Raw genomic sequence first — 16,736 nt, forward strand, 5'->3', positions numbered from 1 at the left:
AGGTTTACGGTGATCGAGGAGGGGACGGGGGCGGGGGGGTATACGATTGAAGGAGGTAGTAATGGAGGATACCGCGAGCATCTGACGAGTGAGCCTGGCGTGCGCCTACTTAATGTTTACGGGGTAGGCTCACCACCGTCGACATATGAAGCACCTTTGCTGGCCAATATCTATGAAATAACTGTTTTGGCTATCTATTCCGCTGTTAATACAGTGGCGGAAGTGATCGATTGTTATAAATCGCAAATTGTTGAAGCGTTTCTTTTTATCCTGCTGGTTTTGGCTGTTGCTATATTGGTTACAGCACTCACGGCAGGATTCGGTCTTGGGCCAGCGGTAGTGGCGGTAACGGCAACCATGGCGACTACTATCGCCAACGCATCTTCAAAGAAGGGCCCCGGCTGTGAGTTGCCGAAAATGCGGCTAGCTTCAGGTAAGTCCAAGAGAATCTGGGGAAATCACCTTTCAGACGTTGGGGTATCCGATGGAAGGCCAAGCTGGAGTTGGTGTGACTACACGGCAGGTAAGGGGCGGAATGACGTATTTTTTTGAAAATCGACCAAGCTGGTTTGTCGCCGGGATTGATTTGAGGGGGGTGATTATTTCTATGAGTATTTGCATAAAAAAATATCCACCCTTTGGAACAAATGGTGAGCCCAGGCAGCAGATTTGCTCGCCGCAGCAAATGGAGTACAACGGTCGATATTATCGACTTGATCTTGAAAACATCCGCGGTATTAATCTGAAGGAATGAAATGGGTGCACTGGAATATTATAAGAAAATTTTTATGGAAATGAATGATGGAGACGCGACATCCGTTGCTGATTTTGTCGATAAAGTTCGACTTGGGAGTATTTCACGATCCGAGGTCGATGAGGTGGTCGATTATATTGTGGCGAGTTATGAAGATGTTGACGACGGTTTGAAAGCAGCTGTGCTTCTAACTTTGTTCCAGATGAATTCCGAATTTGGATATAAATTGTCAACAAAGGAGTTGCCAGAAGCGATCGATAGATTTTCTATCGATTCGGAGTATCTTTATTTGGTCGTTTCTGTGATTGTGAAGTGTAAAGGGTTGTCCATCACTTTGACTCAAGATGGTTTTGATAGAAATATGAAAATTGCATTTGCCTTGATAAATGGGGTAAATGTTTGTGATTTTCTTAAAAAATATAATTAAATTATTTAATTTAGAGTTAAATGTGGTTTGATGATTTGAGGTGTGAATGAATATATTTGAAAATTATGATGCGGCGATCGAACTAGCTACAAAAAAAGATTTTTTTCAAATAGATCTGGTTTTAGAGCATTTCGAAAGGAATTACCTTAAATCGAAAGAGGCTGAGCAATTTATAGATTACGTGCTTGAGAAATATGTTGCTCTTGATGCCTCTGTGAAAAAACATCTGTTGAATGCGTTTTTGAGGATAGATATGAAGGCTGCCTGCAGGCTTGCAGAGAAAGATTTGGCAACTGCTTATCGGCAATTCAGGTGGAGTGGCGAGAGCATCCATCAAATTCTTTCCATCATGGCCCAGATGGAAGGAGTCAAACTTCCTACCATTTCCCTTGATTACAACCAGAACATGGCGATGGCTTCGGCCGTGCTGGGCGGTGCGAGCCTGAAACGGGTGTTGCATGACCAAGCCCAGCGCTAGCCCGAACGAAGCCATTGCCGCCGCCCGTGCCAAGCTCGCGGAGGCCGACAAAATGGCCATACTCGCGTTCGGCCATGTTTCACAGCGGCTGTTCGCCATTCACAACCTCTACCCTTTCGCCGAAGGGCTCAGCGCGTTCCCGTCCGATGAGAACCTGGAATGGGCTAGGGCCATCGCGGCACTTCCGGCTGACGGGTTGGAGGTGTGGGTCCGGCAACAAGGCGGATGCCGTCTTCTCGCAGCCGATGCCGAGCATCTTGCAGATCCAGATGAGCACCCTGGCGGGCCAGTGCATGACGGTGCGCCGTGCTCCTGCATCGCGGAATTCCAGGCCATCATGGAGCCTGAGCTTCTGGACGGCTCCATGCCAGGCGGGCTCGATGAATGGATCGAGCAGGCCTGCGAGGGCCGTTTTGTTCCCGGAGCGGAAGCCGTGGCGTTGGCGCGGCATATCGCCCGGAACTTCGACCGTTATGGATGGGAAGTGCAATCGAGCGTGCTTTTCTTTCTCGGCAAGATCGCCCCGTCCGTGGCGTGCGAGGTGGCGCTCGAGGGCTTGGGGCGCGTGCATGTGCGCGCCTTCTCCTGCTTCGAGGAGCTCAAACGCCTCGTCGATCTGATGTTTCTCCACGGGGAAGCGACTGGCCGCGAGGCGCCAGTGGATGTCGATGGGTACTTCCAGGCTGCCTACCTGCTGCTGCATCCGCCCCGGCAGCCGGCGCCATGAATCTGCTGCGGTTCCTGCTGCAGGCGGGCGGCGAAGGCTTCAAGGCCGTGGAGTTTTCGTCTGCGGCGGTAAATGCCGGTATTCCCATGGGAGCCGTTGCCCACGTCCGGAAGCCGCCGGTTGGGCCGGCCATGGATTCCGGTGTGCCGGGCACTGGGGGCGATGCCTTCCTGCTGTGGCGATCCACCAAGGTGGACTATGCGGTATCCAGGCAACAGTATCGGGCGCAGCAGGCGTTCGGCGCGCCGGAATTCCTGCAGTCCTGGAAGAGGGAGGAAGAGGCCATCCTGGACCACCTGGGCTGGATGGCGGACCGGCTGCCGCGCGTGTCCGATTACTGCGACGGCGCATCCTTCCTGCTGCTGAAACTGATCTACGGCGAGGAAGAGGGCGGTGCCGGCACCACGGGGTGGTTGTATTCGGCCGCGCTCATGCAGATGCTGGCCCGCATGGGTGCGGGGATGGAGGCGGACCAGGAACTGGTGGACGTCCATTTCGCCCGCGTGGAATCGGGCTCGTCCTCTTGCTCCTCCTCTCGGCGATAATCCCCCCGTGAAGCGCGCCAGACCGCCGCTGGTGCACGTGCCGAAAGGCCGCACTGGAGGAACGTCCGGACTGCACAGGACGGCGTAGCAGCTAACGGCTGCCCACCGCGAGGTGAGGATCAGAGCAACAGAGACGAGTCCGGAAGGAGTGCCGCAAGGCAGACCAGCCGGGGTGAAACGGGCAATCTCTACGCGCAGCAATACCAAGTAGGCCAGCGTTGACGTGGTTCCGCGGAGCTGGCGGGTAGGTAGCATCGAGCCGGGTGGGCGACCCCCGGCCCAGAGTAATGGCGGTCACATGCGGGCAACCGCATGCACAGAATCCGGCTTATCGGCGCGCTTCACACTTTTGGCTTCCCCGCGCGCCTGTGCCCTGCAGGCGCCGCCGCGCGCCGGGCGGCACCCACTTCCCCCATTCCATTTCCGTCCATTCAGGGCCGTGCGCAATGCGGCGCATGGCCGGCGCGCAGTTCGGCGGCGCGCTGCTCGGTGCCCGGATGGGTGGCGAGCAGGCCCATCCAGGCGCTGTCGCCGCTCTCCTCGCGCGCGGGCTCCTGGCGCGTGGCCGGACTGCTGCCCGCGTCGCGCGGGGGTGCTGCGGCCACGTCGGCGGCCTCGCCGGTGGCACCTGCCGGGCCGTCCTTCCGCGCTTTTTTCTCCGTATCGGAGTCGGCGGCACCGTTCTTTTTCTCTTTCGACTCCTTCCGCTGCTCCTGCGCGATGGCCAGCAGAAGATCCGCCATGGGCGCGGTGGGCAGGCGCGCGCGGTCCATCAGCGCAAGGGCGTAGCAGTCGGCCTCGCGCTCATGCGCGCGGCTGTAGGCCAGGCCGGTGACGAGGGCGCCGCCGGTGGACAGCAGGCTGGACACGTCCCCCAGCGCCAGGCCCAGGCCGATGTTGAGCACGCCCTGTTCGACGACGGTGCGCGTGGTGTGACGGTGCACGACGTGGCCGATCTCGTGGGCGAGCACGCCGGCCACGGCATCGTCGCCCAGGCCCCGGCGGGAGGCGGTTTCCGCGAGGCCGTCGGTGACGACGACGGTGCCGCCGGGCAGGGCGAAGGCATTGGCGCCCAGGCCGCGGCGGAACTCCAGGCGCAGCACGGGCGCGTAGCCGGCATAGCGCTGCGGGGCCGTCGGCACGTCCCGCGCGAGCGCGTCGAAGCGGGCGCGCAGCGCCTGCTGGCGCTCCGGGGCGAGGCGGGAGGGCTTCAGCAGATCGCCGTCCATGCGCTCCAGGGTTTCGCGGGCCAGGGCGGTTTCCCAGCCCAGGGGCACGGCCCGCGTGAGCTGGGTGGCGAGCCACGGCGTGCCGTAGCGGTAGAAGAGCACCAGCAGCAGCACGGAGGCGAGCAGCACCACGGCCAGCACGCCCCAGCGGGCCTGCATGCGCTGGGCGATGCCCGCGCGGTGGCCGGCGGCCTGCAGCGCCGCATGCCAGCGCGCGATGCCGTCGCCCGCGATCTCCAGGCTGCCGCGTTCGCCCAGGTCCACCGCCAGGCGCGGCGGCGGGCGGCGCGGGTTCCAGGCCTCGGGCCAGTCCACCGCATCGGGGGCGAAGTATTCCGTCGCGCCGCCCTCGGCACCCACGGGGTGCAGCGTGAGTTCGGGGCCGCGCGGCCCGGGGGCGATGGCAGCGAGCACGGCGCGGCCCTGGCTGCTGCGGCCGTCGAACCAGCGCGCGGGCACGGGCTGCGGCGCCCCGCTGGAGGCCGGCGCTGCGGGGCCTGCGGCCTGGGCGGAAGCGCTCCCGGAGTCTGGCGGCGGCGCGGCAGCGGTCATGGCGGGCAGGGGCCGTTCAGCCGATCAGGTCCAGGCCGGCGGCATCGGCCAGCGCATCGCCCACGCCGTTCTGCTGTTGCCGCTGGAGTTGACCCGCCAGCTGGTCCACGCCGCCCTTGACGTGCAGCGTGACGGATTCGAGCTTCATGCGGTATTCGCTCACGCGCGCGAACGGGCGGTAGAAGCCCAGGGTGAGCAGCGTGAGCACCAGGTTCTTGATGCGCAGCGCGACGAAACTGCGCGCCCGCAGGCGGCATTTGAAGCGGGCCATGTGGCTCACGCCGATCTGGTTCCAGGTGATCTGGAACATCCGCGCCTCGCGGTAGGCGCGCGCCGGCGCGGAGACCAGCAGCGCCATGAAGGTGAAGAAGACGATGCCGAAGAGGATGAGCAGGAACAGCCACGGTCCCATTCCCCGGGTCTTGCCGGACAGCAGTGCCAGCGAGCCGCCGAAGGCGGCGCCCACGGTGGCGCCCATGACCGCCACGGTGAGCAGGAATACGCCCAGGGTGGCGAGCCAGACCTTCACGAAGTCCATGTAGACCGGCTTCCAGCGGCCGGGTTCGGTGCCCAGGCGCGACTGCAGCACCAGCATGCTGCGGTAGTTGTATTCGAGCCGGATGGCGCACAGCACGGTGAGTACCAGGGTCAGTGCGAGCAGTCCCCACATGGCACCCGTCACCTGCGGCAGCTTGCGGCCGGAGGCGCCTGCCACGGGTTCCGGCGCGAGCGCATGCAGCCCGTAGAACAAGGTCAGCCACAGGGCAGCGATGGCGAACACCGGCCAGCTCGCGGTATAGACCTGTCGCCACCCGGCGTTGAACTGCAGGCGCAGGCCGCGCCAGCGCGTGTTGCCGAGGCGGAAGCGCATGGCGCTGCCCCAGATCAGCGGGGCGAGCGCCGCGCCCGCGATGATGAAGAGCGCCACCGTGGTGTCCTGGCCGGTGCGGGCCGCGATCTGGTAGGCGGCGGTGAGCACCAGCAGCACGATGAAGCCGAACACCATGCGGCGCTGCTGCGCGGTGAATTCGAGCGGGCTGCCGGCCACCAGGGTGTGGCCGTAGAAGTACTGCACGGTGCGGCGCCGCGCCCATGGGGTGTAGAAGCCCAGGGTCACGATGCCCAGCAGCACGTTGACCAGCCAGACGCGGAAGTATTCGCCGCCGCTGCCGGTGAATTCCAGCGGATGCGGTTCGATGTGCTGCGGCGAGAACGATGACGGCATGCGGCCCGCGCGGGGCTCGGCGTGCATATCCATGGTGTGGGCTCCCCCTCGAAGAGGCGGGCAGTGTAGCGCGCGCCGGGCGCGCGGCGCGCAGGCTGAGAGCCGCTGACAGAAACCAGCGAAGCGGTTCTGGCGAGGCGCCGCATCGCAGGCAGTACGAGTAGTACGACAAGATGTGGCAACGACGCCAGAAGGGTTCTGTGAGCGGCTCTTAGAAGCGTTCCCAGGGCAGCAGGTAGCGCCACTGGCCTTCTGGCACCTTGGCGAGGGATACGCTGCCGATGCGCAGGCGCTTCAGGCCCACCACCCGCAGGCCCACGGCCTCGCACATCGCGGGGATCTGGCCGGGGCGGATGCCCTTGAGCGCGAAGCGCAGCCGTGTCTCGTTCTGCCAGCTCACCCGGGCGGGCGGCAGGGGCCGGCCGTTGAACTCCAGCCCCCGGCAGAGGCGTTCAAGGCCGCCTTCTGCGATGCGTCCTTCGACGGTGGCGAGGCATTCCTGTTCGAGCAGTTCGATGTCTTCGGCCAGGCGGCGCGCCATGCGCCGGTCCTGCGTGTAGACCACGAGCCCGGTGGCCGCGGACGCCAGCGGCGTGAAGCACTCCTGCTGCCGGAAATGCCGCTGCAGCACCCGCACGGGCGGGCTGTCGCCCACGTACCGGTGGCCCGGCTCCAGCAGCGCGACGGCGTCGGGGGCTCCGTCTCCGCGCGCCTGGCGCGGATCGCCCGCGGGCCCGTGGCCGATGCCGGCCTCCCAGCCGGCGGGCTTGTGCAGCAGGATGGTGACGGGCGGCGCTTCCTCGGCCTTCGCGTTCGGCGCGACCGTGACGTCCTGGTCGGGGCGGACGCGGGCGCCCGGCGCTTCGGTCATCCGGCCTTCCACCTGCACCCAGCCGCCCTCGATGAGCCATTCGGCCTCGCGGCGGGAGCAGCCGCGCATCTCCGCGACGCGCTTCGAGAGGCGGATGTGGCCGGCGTCCGCCGCGCCGCTGTCGTGGGACGAATCATGCATGGCCGGCCTCCAGGGTGCGCAGGCGATCGACGTGGGCGAGCAGGGAGCGCTGCGCCACGGGCCACAGCCGCTCGGGCACGTCGCCATAGGCATGGCGCACCCAGTCCTCGGTGCTGCCCTCGGGCAGCGCCTGCATGGCGGCCAGCACCTTGGCCTCGCGCGCGAGCCGGTGCGCCTTCAGCCGGGCGATCGCCCCGCGCGCACCGGCGATCGCATAGCCGTGCGCCGGCAGGATGAAGTCGACGCGGTGGCGTTCGCAGAGCGCGTCCAGCCGGTCGAGCGAGGCGAGGTAGTCGTCCATGTTGCCGTCCGGCGGGTCGATCACGGTGGTGCTGCCGTTCAGGATGTGGTCGCCGCTGAACAGCAGGCCGTCCTCGCGCAGCAGCAGGCACAGGTGGTTGGCGGCATGTCCGGGAGTGTGGGCCACCTCCAGGGTATGCACAACGACGCCTTCCAGCCGCTGGCCGCTGAGCGTGAGCAGTTCGCCGTCGGCCAGGGCGCGGTCGGGAGTGAAGCGGGCGGCCGCGCGCGCCGTCGGCGCCGAAGGCAGGCCCAGCACGGGCGGGCGCGGTCGGCCCGCGGCGGCCACGCGGGCGGCCAGCGGGGTGGCGCCCGGGGCGTGGTCGGCGTGGGAATGCGTGCAGACGATGGCGCGGATGTCGCCGCCGGCCGCATGCCAGAGGCGTTCGAGGTGCACCTCGTCGGCCGGGCCGGGGTCGATCGCGATGTAGCCGGTGGACGGGTCGCCGACCAGGTAGCTGTTGGTGCCGGGCCCCGTCATCGCGCCCGGGTTGGCCGCGGTCAGGCGCTGCACGTTGCGCAGCAGCGGCACCGGGCGCTCGGGCTGCCAGTCGAGCGGGTGCACGATCTGTCCATGGGGGCAGACCAGGGCGAGTTCGCCGTACGGCGCCTCGTGCTCCATGTAGCGCGCCTCGCGGCCCGCGAGCAGGCCGGCGCGCGGGCAGCTGGTCCAGAGCGGCTGCTCGTGGGCCACGGCCGCGAGCACCGCGTCGGCGCTGGCGAACTCCGCCAGCCGCTCCAGCGTGCGGATGGTCGGGAAGATCATGAAGAACTGCCCGGCCGCATGCCGGTCCAGCGCATCCCGCGGCCGCACCCAGACGGGCTCGAACTGCTCCGTTTCGTCGGCCACGGGCTCCTGGCCCTGCGGCATGCGCGCGACCAGGAAGGGCACGTCGAAACGCTTGGGCAGGTCGCGGTCGGCCGTCCAGTGCGCGAGCAGGAACACCGCGTCGGCCGCCAGCCGCAGGCCGCGCGCGGCGCATTGCGCAACGAAGGGCGCGGCACGGTCGAGCGCGGCGATGTCCCGGGCGTCGGCGAAGCGGCCGTCCGCATGCCGCGCGAGCAGCACGCCCAGTTCCTCGAAGCTCTCGCGGATGGCCGCGACGGCCTGGGTGACGCGCTCGCCGGCCTGCGCGGGGCGGTGGTCGACCTGGGCATGCGTGGCGGGCTCTGCGTCCTGCGCGTCGATGGCGCCGCCGGGAAACACGTAGGCGCCCGGCGCGAAGCTGGCCTGCGCCGAGCGCCGCGTCATGAGCACTTCGAGGCCGGCGCCGCCGGGCGCGTCGCGCAGCAGCAGCACGGTGGCCGCAGCGCGCGGGGCGGCGGGCTCGCGGTGGGGATGGAGTTGTTGGGAGAGGCGGGGCATCGGGGGATTATCGGCAGCGGCCGCCGGCCGCGCGAGAGGGCCGACCGCAGGCCCCCGCGCCGCAGGGGCATGGGCGCGTTCAGGCGGCCGGCTGCGGCGCCGTCTGCCGGTGGCCCGCGGCAGCCTTGTAGCTGCGCACCCAGTCGGCGAGCAGCGCCGGATCGAGCACGTCGCCGATGCGCTCGAAGCCCTGCGGCGCACGTTCTTCCACCATGTCGAGGATCGCGTCCAGGCCTTCCGCGCGGTTGAGTTCCACGATGCGCGCGGTCATCGGCCGGCGGCCTTCCTCGTAGGCGTCGAGCGCGGCGGGCAGGTCGTGCGGGCAGGCGGCCAGCGCGTCGGCGATGGCGCGCGCGTCCAGCAGCGCCTGGGTCGCGCCGTTCGAGCCGATCGGGTACATCGGGTGGGCCGCGTCGCCCAGCAGCGTCACGCCGCGGCCCTGGCGCCAGCGCGGCAGCGGGTCGCGGTCCACCATGGGCCATTCGAGGATCTGCGTGGCCTGCGCGATCAGGCCCGGCACGTCCACGAAGCCGAAGCGCCAGGTGCCGAAGGTGGGCAGCAGATCGTCCACCGAGCCGGGGCGGCTCCAGTCCTCGCGTCCGGGCGCCGTGAGGCCGCCGCCGAAGCCGTCCTCGCGCAGCCGGCGGTCGGCCACCCAGTTGATCAGCTGCAGGCCGTCCCCGCGCGGCGGCGCGATGGGGTAGACGACGAATTTCGCGCGGCGGTGGCCGGCCTGCACCATGGTGCGGCCGTCCATGAACGGGCGGGCCCAGGTGGTGCCGCGCCACATCATCATGCCGTTCCAGCGCGGCGCGCCTTCATGGGGGTGGAACTGGCGCCGCAGCGCCGAATGGATGCCGTCCGCCCCGATCAGCAGATCGCAGCGCAGCGTGGCGGTGCCTCCGGCCGCGAGGTCGGCCTGCGCCAGCATGCGGCCGTCCGCCTCCTCGGTGCAGCCGGTGATGCGCAGGCCGGCGCGCACCCGGTCTGCGCCCAGGCGCTGCAGGCAGGTATTCCACAGCAGCATCTGCAGCTCGCCGCGGTGCACGCTGTACTGCGGATGGCTGTAGCCGGCCTCGGTGCCGCGCAGGTCTTCGAAGATCGGCTGGCCGTGCCGGTTGGCGAACACCAGGGCGCGGGTGCGCACGGCCATGGCGTCGAGCGCGGGCAGCAGCCCGAGGCTGTCCAGCACGTCCACCGCATGCGGCAGCAGGTTGATGCCCACGCCCAGCGGCTGGAGCCGCGCCGCGGCCTCGCAGACCTTCACCCGGTGCCCCTGGGCGGAGAGCGCGAGCGCGGCGGCCAGGCCACCGATGCCGCCGCCGGCGATCACGATGTCCAGCGGGCGCGGAGTGACTGCGGCGGGCCCGGAAGAGGCTGCGGCAGGGGAGGAGGGAAGGTTCATGGCGGTGCTGTCTCCGGGTAATGCCGCTTGACGCGGATCAAATCGCACGCCTATTGTTGCGCCATGCAACAACCTTCCCGATCCGCAGAAACCCGGAGGCGCGGCGCGCGTTCCGCTGCCGGTGCCCCGGCGCGTGCCGCGCAGGCCGCCACGCCCGCCCGTGCGCCCGCGCGCGCCGCCGATGCGCCGGAAGGTTCGCTGCGGCCGCTGCCGGGGCTGCGCTACGGCGTGCTGGACTCGCTCATGGGCTATGCGCTGCGCCGCGCGCAGAACGCGCTCTACCTGGATTTCCAGCGCGCGGTGGGCGACGACGTGAGCCCGCAGCGCTTCGCGGCCCTGGTGCTGGTCGTGGGCAACCCGGGCCTGCGCCAGGGCCTGCTCGCCGAGGCGATGGGCCTGCACCGCAGCGGCGGCATGCGCCTGGTGGACTGGCTGCACGCGCAGGGCTGGGTGCGCCGCGAGGCCGATCCGCAGGACCGCCGCTCCTGGCTGCTGCACCCGACGCCGGAGGGCGCGGACGCGCTGCAGGCGCTGTCCGCCCGCGTGCGTGCGCACGATGCGGCGCTGGTCGCCGCGCTCGGCCCGGAGGGCGCGGCGCTGCATCCGCTGCTCGACCGCCTCGCGCGCGCCGCGCCCGGCGGCTGACGATCCCCACGCCCCCGCCGGCACGGGCTCTGCAGTGCGGCATGATCCGAACCATACAAGGAGACGACGACCATGGCATTCCATCCCCCGCGGGACACCGCGCTTTCTTCCCTGCCGACGGGCATCCGCCGGCGCGAGGCCGGCATCGCCCTGGCCGGGCTGTGCTTCGGCGCGGCCGGTCCCGTTGCCGCGCAGCAGGGCGTGCAGCGCGTCGTGGTGGGCTTTCCCGCCGGCGGCTCGATCGACGTGGTCGCGCGGCGCCTGGCCGAGAGCTGGCGTGCCCGCACCGGCGCGACCACCGTGGTCGAATCCCGCGTGGGCGCGGGCGGGCGCATCGCGCTCACGGCGCTGAAGGACGCGCCGCCGGACGGGCAGATGCTGGTGCTGAGCCCGTCGTCCATGCTCACGATCTACCCGCACGTCTACAAGCGCCTGCAGTACAAGCCCGCCACGGATTTCACGCCCGTGGCGCCGGTCGCGCTCTCCACCTGCGGCTTCATGGTGGGGCCCAAGGTGCCCGAATCGGTGAAGACGCTGCGGCAGTTCTCCGACTGGTGCAAGGGCCGCCCGGAGCCCGAAGGCTACGCGTCGCCGGCGGCGGGCGCGATGCCGCACTTCATCGGCAACCAGTTCGCGCGCGCCGCGGGCATCGCGCTCACGCACGTGCCCTACCGCGGCGCGGCGCCGGGGCTGCAGGACCTGATGGGCGGGCAGGTCGCCTCGGGCTGCTTCAGCGTGGGCGACTGCCTGCCGCACATTCCCACGGGCCGCGTGCGCGTGCTGGCCGTGAGCGACGTGCGCCGCTCGCGCTTCCTGCCGGACGTGCCGACCTTCGCCGAGCAGGGGTTCAACGGCATCCAGGGCGTGGAGAGCTATGGGCTCTACCTGCCCGCGCGCGCCTCCGCCGCCGTGGTGGAGCGCTGGGCCGATGCGGCCCGGCAGGCGGTGCAGGAGCCGGCCGTGGTCGAGGCGTTCGCCAAGCTCGGCTTCGAGCCCGCCTCCGGCACGCCCGAGGAATTCGCGCGCCAGCTCGCCCAGGAGCGCGACCGCTGGGCGCCGGTGGTGGCGGCCTCGGGGTTCTCGTCGGAGGAGTGACCGCCCGCGCCCGCACCGCCGCCCCCTCCGTCCGCGCGCACCGGAGCGCGGCGAACCACGGGTGGGGCGGGATGTCCTGGCCCAGCTCGGCCCGGCTCCGCGAGAATCCGCTCCCATGGCTTCCACGCGATCTTCCGCCGCCGACGGCGCCCCTCCTTCCGCCGTGTCCCTGCGCGAGGCCCTGCGCTTCTGGTGGAAGCTCGGCTGGATCGGCTTCGGCGGCCCGGCCGGGCAGATCGCGCTCATGCACGCCGAGCTGGTGGAGCGCCGCCGCTGGATCTCCGAGAAGCGCTTCCTGCATGCGCTGAACTACTGCATGCTGCTGCCTGGGCCCGAGGCGCAGCAGCTCGCCACCTACCTCGGCTGGCTGCTGCACCGCACCTGGGGCGGCATCCTGGCGGGGGTGCTCTTCGTGCTGCCCTCGCTGTTCATCCTGGTGGCGCTGGCCTGGCTGTACATGGCGCACGGCGACGCCCCCGCGGTGGCCGGCTTCTTCCATGGCATCAAGCCGGCCGTGACCGCCATCGTGGCGCAGGCGGCCGTGCGGATCGGATCGCGGTCGCTGCGCAATGGCTGGCTGGGGGCCATCGCCGTGGGCGCGTTCGTCGCGCTCTTCGCGTTCGACGTGCCGTTCCCCGCCATCGTGGCGTCCGCTGCGCTGCTGGGCCATGCCGGCGGCAGGCTGCGGCCGGCCGCGTTCGGTGCCGCGGTCGCGGCCGCGCCGGTGCCGGGGCAGGCGCGGGAGCAGGGCCGCGCGCTGATCGACGACGACACGCCCGTGCCCGCCCACGCGCGCTTTTCCTGGCGGCGGGCCGGCCGCGTGCTGCTCGCGGGGGCCGGCCTCTGGCTGCTGGCCATCGGCGGCCTGGGGGCCGCGTTCGGGGCCGATGCCGTGCTGGTCCGGATGGCCTGGTTCTTCACCAAGGCCGCGCTGATGACCTTCGGCGGCGCCTACGCGGTGCTGCCCTACGTCCACCAGGGCGCGGTCGAGCACTTCCAGTGGATCACCGCGGCGCAGATGATGGACGGCCTGGCGCTGGGCGAGACCACGCCGGGGCCGCTCATCATGGTGGTGTCGTTCGTCGCATTCGTGGGCGGATGGGCGCGCGCGCTGTTCGGGCCGGAGGCCCTGCCGCTCGCAGGCGCCACGGCCGCGGCGGTGGTCACGTTCTTCACCTTCCTGCCGTCCTTCGTCTTCATCCTGCTGGGCGGCCCGTTCATCGAGTCCACGCGCGGCAACCTCCGGCTCGCGGCACCCATGGCGGGCATCGCGGCCGCGGTGGTGGGGGTGATCGCGAACCTGGCGGTGTTCTTCGCCCTGCACGTGTTCTGGCCGCAGGGCCTGCACGCCGGCCCGGACGTGCACGCGCTGCTCATCGGGCTGGCGGCGGCGGTGGCGCTGATGCGCTGGCGGGTGGGCGTGGTCCCGGTCATCCTCGCCGCGGGGCTCGCCGGGCTCGTGGCCGGCCTCTGAGCGGCCGCGGGCGCGGCCCGCTTCAGGCCCGCGCGGGAATCTCCAGCCCGCGCGCCACGGCGGGCCGCGCCACGAAGGCGTCCAGCACCCGGCGCACATGCGTGAACCGGTCGAACTCCACCAGCTCGCCCGCCTCGTAGAAGCCCACCAGGTTGCGCACCCATGGGAACACCGCGATGTCGGCGATGGAGTAGTCGTCGCCCACCAGCCAGGCGCGGCCGTCCGCCAACTGCCGGTCCAGCACGCCCAGCAGGCGTTTGCTTTCGGCCACGTAGCGGTCGCGCGGGCGCTTGTCCTCGTAGTCCCTGCCGGCGAACTTGTGGAAGAAGCCGAGCTGGCCGAACATGGGGCCGACGCCGCCCATCTGCCACATCAGCCACTGCAGCGCCGCGTAGCGCTGCGCACCCGCCGGGGCCAGGAAGCGCCCCGTCTTGTCGGCCAGGTAGACCAGGATGGCACCGGATTCGAACAGCGCCAGCGGCTGGCCCCCCGGGCCGTTCGGGTCCAGGATGGCCGGGATCTTGTTGTTGGGATTGAGCGAGAGGAATTCCGGCGAGGTCTGGTCGTCCTGGTCGAAGCGCACCAGGTGCGGCTCGTAGGGCAGGCCGGTCTCCTCCAGCATGATCGAAACCTTCACGCCGTTGGGCGTGGGCAGCGAATAGAGCTGCAGGCGGTCGGGATGGCGGGCGGGCCATTTGCGCGTGATGGGGAAGGCGGCGAGCACGTCGTCGGTCATCGGAACTCCTCTTGTGCGGATGGGACGGATGGGGCGCCATCATCGCGCGGCCCGCCGGCCCTTGCCGGCGCGGGGCCATGCCGGGTCCGCCGGGCGCAACGATAATCGTGCGGATGCAGATCCGCTTCACCAAAATGCAGGGCGCGGGCAACGACTTCGTCGTACTCGACGAAACGCGGGGGCGCCTGGGCCTCACGCCCGCCCAGTACCGCTTCATCGCCGACCGCCACTTCGGCGTCGGCGCCGACCAGATCCTCACCGTGCGGCCCTCGCCGGCCGACGGCATCGATTTCGAATACGTCATCCACAACGCCGACGGCGGCGAGGTGGAGCAGTGCGGCAACGGCGCGCGCTGCTTCGCCCGCTACGTGCGCGACAAGGGCCTGACGGACAAGGACACCATCCGCGTGCAGACGCTGGCCGGCGTGATCGCGCCGCGCCTCACCGACGACGGCCGCGTCACGGTCGACATGGGCCGCCCGCGCTTCGCGCCCGAGGCACTGCCCTTCGATGCCTCGGGCCTGGAGCCGGCGGCGCAGGGCGCCGGGCAGACCTGGCCGCTCGAGCTCGGCGCCGGCCAGGAACGCGAGACCGTCCAGGTCGCGACCGTGTCCATGGGCAACCCGCACGCCGTGCAGCTGGTGGACGACGTGGACACCGCCCCCGTGGCGCGCACCGGGCCGCTCATCGAGGGCCACGCGCGCTTCCCGCAGCGCGTGAACGCCGGCTACCTGCAGATCGAAGACCGCGCCCGCGTGCGCCTGCGCGTCTACGAGCGCGGCGCCGGCGAAACCCTGGCCTGCGGCACCGGCGCCTGCGCGGCCGTGGCCGCCGGCATCCGCCTGGGCCTGCTGGATGCGCGCGTGGACGTGCGCACGCGCGGCGGCCTGCTCACCATCGCCTGGAGCGGCGACCCGGCCGAGTCCCTGTTCATGACCGGCCCGGCCACCACCGTCTTCGAAGGCCAGATCGACATTCCCGACGCACCATGACCCATCCGCATTCCCCCGCCCAGGCCGTCCCTCCCATCACCGAAGAGGACATCGCCGAGTTCCTCGCCAACAACCCGGGTTTCTTCGAGCGCCACGCCGAGCTGCTGACCGGCGTCGTCCTCACCAGCCCCCACGGCCAGCGCGCCGTGAGCCTGCAGGAGCGCCAGGCCGAGATGCTGCGCGAGAAGATCAAGGCCCACGAGCAGCGCATCATGGAGATGGTCCGCCACAGCAACGAGAACACCGCCATCGCGCAGAAGATCCACCAGTGGACGCGCGAGCTGGCGCAGGCCGGCGACCCTGCGCTGCTGCCGGGCGTGGTGGAGCAGGGCATCCGGCGGCTGTTCGACGTGCCGCAGGCCGCGCTGCGGCTCTGGGACCTCGCCGCCCCCCACGCCGGTGCGGCCTTCGCGCAGGGTGCGAGCGCCGACGCGCGCTCTTTCGCCACCTCGCTCACGCAGCCGTTCTGCGGCCCGAACCTCGGCTTCGAGCCCGCGGGCTGGCTGCCCGATCCGGCCGCGGCGCAGTCGATCGCGCTGCTGCCGCTGCGCCAGGGCGCCCTGGACGGCAACGCGCCGGCCTTCGGCCTGCTGGTGCTCGGCTCGCACGACCCGCAGCGCTTCGCGGCGGAGATGGGCACCGATTTCCTGGTGCGCATGGCCGAGCTGGCGAGTTCCGCGCTCTCGCGCCTGCGCTGAAGAACCGCGCGCCGCAGGAATGGCTTCTCCGCCCGCCGATGCGCGCCCCGCTGCGCAGGCCCCCGGGCCGGACGCGGCGGCCGCGGCCGATCCCCACGTGCTGCGCTACCTGGAGCATGTGCGCGTGGAAAAGCGCCTGGCGGCGCGCACCGTCACGCTCTACACGCTCGACCTCGGCAAGCTGTCCGCCTTCGCGCAGGAGGCCGGGCAGCCGCTGCTGGGCCTGCAGACCGCGCACATCCGCCGCTTCGTGGCGCAGATGCACGCCAAAGGGCGCGGCGGCCGCGGCATCGCACTGATCCTCTCGGGCTGGCGCGGATTCTTCGCCTGGGCCGCGCGCCAGGGGCTGGTGCCGCACAACCCGGTGCAGGGCGTGCGTGCGCCGCGCGCGCCCAAGCCGCTGCCCAAGGCGCTGGGCGTGGACGATGCGGTGCGGCTCGCGGAGTTCGAAGGCTCGTCGGGCACGGACCCGTGGCTGGAGGCGCGCGACGCGGCGATGGTCGAACTGCTCTACGGCTGCGGCCTGCGCGTGGGCGAACTCGCGGGGCTGGACGCCGTGCCGGGCCCGGACACGCAACGCGATGGCCGCGGATGGATCGATCTGGAAGCCGCCGAGGCGCACGTCTTCGGCAAGGGATCGAAGCGGCGCAGCGTGCCGGTGGGCTCGGCGGCACTGGCGGCCGTGCAGGCCTGGCTGGCCGTGCGGCTGCAGCCCTTCGGCGGCGCGCAGTCCGCCCGGGCGGACGCCGCCCTGTTCCTCGGCCGCCGCGGCGCGCGGCTCACGGGCCAGTCCATCTGGTCGCGCCTGCGGCAGCGCAGCCAGCTCGCGGGTCTCTCCACCCCCGTCCATCCGCACATGCTGCGGCACTCCTTCGCGAGCCACCTGCTGCAGTCCAGCGGCGACCTGCGCGCCGTGCAGGAGCTGCTGGGCCACGCCAACATCACCACCACCCAGGTCTACACGCGGCTCGACTTCCAGCACCTGGCCAAGGTCTACGACGCCGCCCATCCGCGCGCGCGGCGCAAGCCGCAGGAGTAGGGCGCTCCGCTCCGCCGGCGTTCCGCTCCGGGGGACA

General features: G+C 69.8%; 18 protein-coding genes and 1 other RNA gene. 13 read left to right on the forward strand and 6 right to left on the reverse strand.

The features are described from left to right. The 7 genes from Q9R47_RS07005 to rnpB form a co-directional block, all read left to right on the forward strand. Positions 1-552: hypothetical protein (locus Q9R47_RS07005; protein WP_311232488.1), on the forward strand; the 552-nt coding region annotated here is incomplete at its 5' end. Next, positions 536-754, forward strand: a complete 219-nt coding sequence (locus tag Q9R47_RS07010) for a hypothetical protein (RefSeq protein ID WP_311232489.1) — start codon at positions 536-538, stop codon at positions 752-754. The genes Q9R47_RS07005 and Q9R47_RS07010, both read left to right, overlap by 17 nt. Position 755: 1 nt before the next feature. After that, positions 756-1,181 carry a hypothetical protein gene (locus Q9R47_RS07015; RefSeq protein WP_311232490.1) on the forward strand — a complete coding sequence of 142 codons (426 nt, stop codon included), beginning with the start codon at positions 756-758 and terminating at the stop codon, positions 1,179-1,181. Positions 1,182-1,227: 46 nt separating this feature from the next. Beyond that, positions 1,228-1,659: a hypothetical protein gene (locus Q9R47_RS07020; protein ID WP_311232491.1), complete on the forward strand. Its 432-nt coding sequence runs from the start codon at positions 1,228-1,230 to the stop codon at positions 1,657-1,659. Next, entirely contained in the window at positions 1,640-2,386 is a 747-nt protein-coding gene (locus Q9R47_RS07025; RefSeq protein WP_311232492.1) for a hypothetical protein, read from the forward strand. Before Q9R47_RS07020 ends, Q9R47_RS07025 begins: the two co-directional genes overlap by 20 nt. Positions 2,387-2,529: 143 nt before the next feature. Beyond that, a complete protein-coding gene (locus Q9R47_RS07030; protein WP_311232493.1) occupies positions 2,530-2,931 on the forward strand; it encodes a hypothetical protein in 402 nt (133 codons plus the stop codon). Positions 2,932-2,940: 9 nt separating this feature from the next. Further along, positions 2,941-3,278: RNase P RNA component class A (rnpB, locus tag Q9R47_RS07035), an RNA gene on the forward strand. An 84-nt stretch (positions 3,279-3,362) separates the two neighbouring features. Here the strand turns inward: rnpB and Q9R47_RS07040 are convergent. From Q9R47_RS07040 to Q9R47_RS07060, 5 genes are all read right to left on the reverse strand, one after another. Further along, entirely contained in the window at positions 3,363-4,712 is a 1,350-nt protein-coding gene (locus Q9R47_RS07040; protein ID WP_311232494.1) for a M48 family metallopeptidase, read from the reverse strand. 16 nt (positions 4,713-4,728) lie between these two features. Then, positions 4,729-5,970 carry a YjgN family protein gene (locus tag Q9R47_RS07045; RefSeq protein WP_311232495.1) on the reverse strand — a complete coding sequence of 414 codons (1,242 nt, stop codon included), beginning with the start codon at positions 5,968-5,970 and terminating at the stop codon, positions 4,729-4,731. 178 nt (positions 5,971-6,148) lie between these two features. Then, positions 6,149-6,949, reverse strand: a complete 801-nt coding sequence (locus Q9R47_RS07050) for an rRNA pseudouridine synthase (protein ID WP_311232496.1) — start codon at positions 6,947-6,949, stop codon at positions 6,149-6,151. Then, complete coding sequence (locus Q9R47_RS07055) at positions 6,942-8,615, reverse strand: MBL fold metallo-hydrolase (protein WP_311232497.1); 1,674 nt, start codon at positions 8,613-8,615, stop codon at positions 6,942-6,944. Before Q9R47_RS07055 ends, Q9R47_RS07050 begins: the two co-directional genes overlap by 8 nt. A 79-nt stretch (positions 8,616-8,694) precedes the next feature. After that, positions 8,695-10,020 carry a flavin-dependent oxidoreductase gene (locus tag Q9R47_RS07060; protein WP_311232498.1) on the reverse strand — a complete coding sequence of 442 codons (1,326 nt, stop codon included), beginning with the start codon at positions 10,018-10,020 and terminating at the stop codon, positions 8,695-8,697. A 63-nt stretch (positions 10,021-10,083) separates the two neighbouring features. Here Q9R47_RS07060 and Q9R47_RS07065 point away from each other — a divergent pair, with 63 nt between their 5' ends. The 3 genes from Q9R47_RS07065 to chrA all read left to right on the forward strand — a co-directional run bounded on the left by Q9R47_RS07065 (position 10,084) and on the right by chrA (position 13,234). After that, complete coding sequence (locus tag Q9R47_RS07065) at positions 10,084-10,665, forward strand: MarR family transcriptional regulator (RefSeq protein WP_311232499.1); 582 nt, start codon at positions 10,084-10,086, stop codon at positions 10,663-10,665. Positions 10,666-10,737: 72 nt separating this feature from the next. Further along, on the forward strand, positions 10,738-11,760 hold the full coding sequence (locus tag Q9R47_RS07070) for a Bug family tripartite tricarboxylate transporter substrate binding protein (protein WP_311232500.1): 1,023 nt from the start codon (positions 10,738-10,740) through the stop codon (positions 11,758-11,760). Positions 11,761-11,875: 115 nt separating this feature from the next. Next, positions 11,876-13,234 (forward strand): chromate efflux transporter, encoded by a 1,359-nt coding sequence (gene chrA / locus Q9R47_RS07075; protein ID WP_311232501.1) that lies wholly within the window; start codon positions 11,876-11,878, stop codon positions 13,232-13,234. Positions 13,235-13,256: 22 nt separating this feature from the next. On the opposite strand, the gene Q9R47_RS07080 is transcribed toward chrA, so the two are convergent. Continuing rightward, positions 13,257-13,970 (reverse strand): glutathione S-transferase N-terminal domain-containing protein, encoded by a 714-nt coding sequence (locus Q9R47_RS07080; RefSeq protein ID WP_311232502.1) that lies wholly within the window; start codon positions 13,968-13,970, stop codon positions 13,257-13,259. A gap of 113 nt (positions 13,971-14,083) precedes the next feature. On the opposite strand from Q9R47_RS07080, the gene dapF reads away from it, so the two are divergent. Genes dapF through Q9R47_RS07095 form a run of 3 tightly spaced genes read left to right on the forward strand, consistent with a single transcriptional unit; the run spans position 14,084 to position 16,699 of the window. Beyond that, the gene (gene dapF / locus Q9R47_RS07085) at positions 14,084-14,962 is read left to right on the forward strand and encodes a diaminopimelate epimerase (RefSeq protein WP_311232503.1); all 879 of its coding nucleotides are present in this window, start codon (positions 14,084-14,086) and stop codon (positions 14,960-14,962) included. After that, complete coding sequence (locus tag Q9R47_RS07090) at positions 14,959-15,660, forward strand: DUF484 family protein (protein WP_311232504.1); 702 nt, start codon at positions 14,959-14,961, stop codon at positions 15,658-15,660. Before dapF ends, Q9R47_RS07090 begins: the two co-directional genes overlap by 4 nt. Positions 15,661-15,679: 19 nt before the next feature. Continuing rightward, positions 15,680-16,699, forward strand: a complete 1,020-nt coding sequence (locus Q9R47_RS07095) for a tyrosine recombinase XerC (RefSeq protein ID WP_311232505.1) — start codon at positions 15,680-15,682, stop codon at positions 16,697-16,699. The last annotated feature ends 37 nt before the right edge of the window (positions 16,700-16,736 follow it).

This window comes from Acidovorax sp. PRC11 (assembly GCF_031844105.1).
Classification (GTDB): domain Bacteria; phylum Pseudomonadota; class Gammaproteobacteria; order Burkholderiales; family Burkholderiaceae_C; genus Paracidovorax.